Below are 3,075 nucleotides of genomic sequence, written 5' to 3' on the forward strand. Positions count from 1 at the left end.
CACGGCGGCGTTCGCACCGCCAATGCCGGCGCCGTCGCCTGCGATGGCGATGCCGGGAACGGTCGAATTGCCGCTCGCATCGAGCACGGGCGACCAGCACAGCTGCAGATCGTCCCAGCGATGCTCGACGCCTGCCGCCATCGCCAGATTGACATTGGGTACGACGCCCTGATGCAGCAGCAGCAAGTCGGCAGGAACGGCCTCGCGCTTGCCGCCCGCGGCATAGCTGACGTTCGCGAGTTGGCCGTCACCGGATGCCGAGAGTTCGGTGACGCCGGAGACGACCCGCACCTTCGCCTTCACCTCGCGCATCATTGCAAGGCCCTTGGCGAAATAGGGCGAAGTCAGGAAGGCGAAGGCATGCGGGAGCGCCGCGAAGTAATTGCCGCGCTCGGTGGTGTCGAGGATGCGGTCGATGCGGCCGCCGAGGCGAAGGATTTGCGCGGCGAGCAGCCAGAGCAGCGGCCCCTGCCCTGCGATGACCGTGCGTCCGTCGGGCACGAGCGCCGACGATTTCAGCATGGTCTGCGCCGCGCCTGCGGTCATCACGCCCGGCAGCGTCCAACCCGGAATCGGAAACGGCCGCTCCAGCGCGCCGGTCGCAAGGATCACGCGCTTCGCCTTGACGAAGGCGGACGCACCGCCGATCGAGACCGCGATGTCGAGATTGCGGTCGAGGCTCCAGACGGTGGCACGATGAATGACCTCCGCGTTGCCTGCGCGCAGCGCCTGCACGAGATCCGCACCGACCCAATAGTCCGCGCCAAGCTGATTGCGGTCAGTCACCGGCGTCGAGGAGATCGCGCGAAACACCTGGCCGCCAGGGCCGACATTCTCGTCGAGCAGCAATGTGGACAGGCCGGCTTCGGCGGATGTCGCGGCGGCGGCGAGGCCGGCCGGTCCGGCGCCGATCACCACGACGTCATAGGCTTCGCGCTTGGGAGCCACAGTCATCTTCCGATCTCCCGCTTGCCCTTCTGGATCTCGATTTGCATGCCCTCGGCGACCGGCACGAGGCAGCCCTGGCGGTTGCCGACGCCGTCGATGGTGACGAGGCAGTCGAAGCACACGCCCATCATGCAGTAAGGCAAACGCGATGCACCGCTCACCGCTGTGGAACGGCGTGCATCGCAGCTAGAGGCCAGCAGCGCCGCGGAAACGGTGTCGCCCTGGCGCGCCGCGACGGCAACGCCGTCGACGAAGATCTGCACGGGTGGCCGTTTGTCCTGTTCGGATCGTCTAAACATCTTGCCTTCCTCAATATCTCTAGTAGCCGCTGTCGTTCGCGGCGCCCGCACCGCCGAAGCGGCTCGCCGAGAACGCGCCGACAAGCTCCGGCTCGAGCGCGCCTTCTGCCACCATGCGCGCGATCTCGAAGGCATGGTTGGAGGCGAGCGTCACGCCGGAATGACAGCAGGCGACGAAGGCGCCGGGATGCGTCTCCGACTGGTCGTAGATCGGAAAGCCGTCCTGCGGCATCACGCGGATCCCGGCCCAGCTCCTGACCACGTTGAGCCGCGACAGATGCGGGAACATGCGTTGGGCGCGATCGGTCATGACCGCGCTGATCGAATGCTTCAGCGCGCGGTCGTCGAGCTCGTCCTCCTTGCTGTCGCCGATCATCACCGTGCCCTCGTCGGTCTGGCGGATCGTGGTCAGCGGATGCGGCAGGAACGGCATGGTGCGCTCGGTCACCACGATCTGGCCACGGGTCGGCCCCATCGGCGCGTAAAGGCCAACCATCGGTGCCAGCGTCTGGTTGGCGTTACCCGCGGCGAGCACGACCTTGGCGGCGCGCAACTCGCCTTTCGGCGTGGCCAGGCGGAATTCGCCGCCGCTCTTGCTGATCGCCGAGACCGGCCGTTCCGGAAGATAGTCGATGCCGAACGCCTTGAAGCCGGTGTGGAAGGCGCGGAATGTGCGCAGCGAATTGACGTGACCGTCGAGCGGGCAATAGCTGCCGCCGGACACTTCCGGCCCGATCAGCGGCAGCGACTTCTTCACTTCGGATGCGGAGAGCATCTCCATCTTGTAGTCGGCTGCGCCAACCTGATTGTGCATGCGCTTGACCAGCTCGGCACGCTGGCCGAATTCGTCCTCGCCGAGCGTGAGATGGAAGCCGCCATTCTGCTGAAGCGAGACGTCGAGACCGGTCTGCTGCTTCAGTTCGGAGGCAAGCCGGCCCCAGGCCTTCGACGCCTGCACGGTCCAGACCGTATAGGCCGGCATGCCGAGCCCCTTGCTCTGCACCCACACCAGCGCAAAGTTCGCGCGCGAGGCGCGCTTGGTGATGTCGCCTTCGTCGAGCACGGCCACGCGCTTACCCAGCCGGCCGAGGCCCCAGGCAATGGCGGAGCCGAGCAGTCCGCCGCCGACGACAGCGACGTCGTAGTCTGACTTTTGTTTGGACGCGTTTTCTTCACGCGAACCGGCGTCCACTTCGCTCGAAAACGCTTTAGACATAAGTTCTCCTATCGTCCGGTATCGCCCTTGCCGGCGAGCACGCGGTCGAGCCCGTAGAAGCGGTCGAGCAGGATGAGGGCGGTCATGGTGATCGCGATCACGCAGGCCGAGACCGACGTCACCAGCGGATCGATGTTGTCCTGGATATAAAGGAACATGCGCACCGGCAACGTCTCGGTGCCGGGTGCCGCAAGGAAGACGGTCATGGTGAGATCGTCGAAGGACTGGATGAAGGCGAGCGCCCAGCCGCTGATGACGCCGGGCAGGATCAGCGGCAGCGTCACCCGGCGGAACAGCGTCCAGCCGTCAGCGCCGAGCGAAACCGCAGCCATCTCGACGGTGCGATCCATGCCGGTCGCTGCCGCCAGCGTCAGCCGCAGCGCGAACGGAAACACGATGATGACATGCGCGATGATCAGCGCGGCAAAACTGCCGCCGAGGCCGGCCGAGGTGAAGAAGCGCAGAAAGGCGATGCCGAGCACGACATGCGGGATCATCAGCGGCGACAGGAACAGCGCCGCCAGCGCGTCACGGCCGCGGAAACGTTGCTCAGCCTTCCTAGCATATGCCGGTTGCCCTCGCTGAGTTGCGGGCGGCGGGCAGGCCTGCTTG

At 66.2% G+C, this 3,075-nt stretch carries 4 protein-coding genes; all 4 read right to left on the bottom strand.

The genetic code is table 11. The features are described from left to right. Window positions 1-954 (bottom strand): FAD/NAD(P)-binding oxidoreductase (locus tag MOV75_RS32490; RefSeq protein WP_247007362.1); only part of this gene is annotated, 954 nt, incomplete at its 3' end. Continuing rightward, window positions 951-1,247, bottom strand: coding sequence for a (2Fe-2S)-binding protein (locus MOV75_RS32495; RefSeq protein ID WP_246931190.1), 297 nt, complete (start codon window positions 1,245-1,247; stop codon window positions 951-953). The genes MOV75_RS32490 and MOV75_RS32495, both read right to left, overlap by 4 nt. 19 nt (window positions 1,248-1,266) lie before the next feature. Then, window positions 1,267-2,463 (bottom strand): FAD-binding oxidoreductase, encoded by a 1,197-nt coding sequence (locus MOV75_RS32500; protein WP_246931189.1) that lies wholly within the window; start codon window positions 2,461-2,463, stop codon window positions 1,267-1,269. 8 nt (window positions 2,464-2,471) lie between these two features. Then, the coding region (locus tag MOV75_RS32505) for an ABC transporter permease (RefSeq protein WP_247007363.1) at window positions 2,472-3,075 on the bottom strand (604 nt) is incomplete at its 5' end.

The sequence above is a fragment of the Bradyrhizobium sp. PRIMUS42 genome (assembly GCF_023006515.1).
Classification (GTDB): Bacteria; Pseudomonadota; Alphaproteobacteria; order Rhizobiales; family Xanthobacteraceae; genus Bradyrhizobium.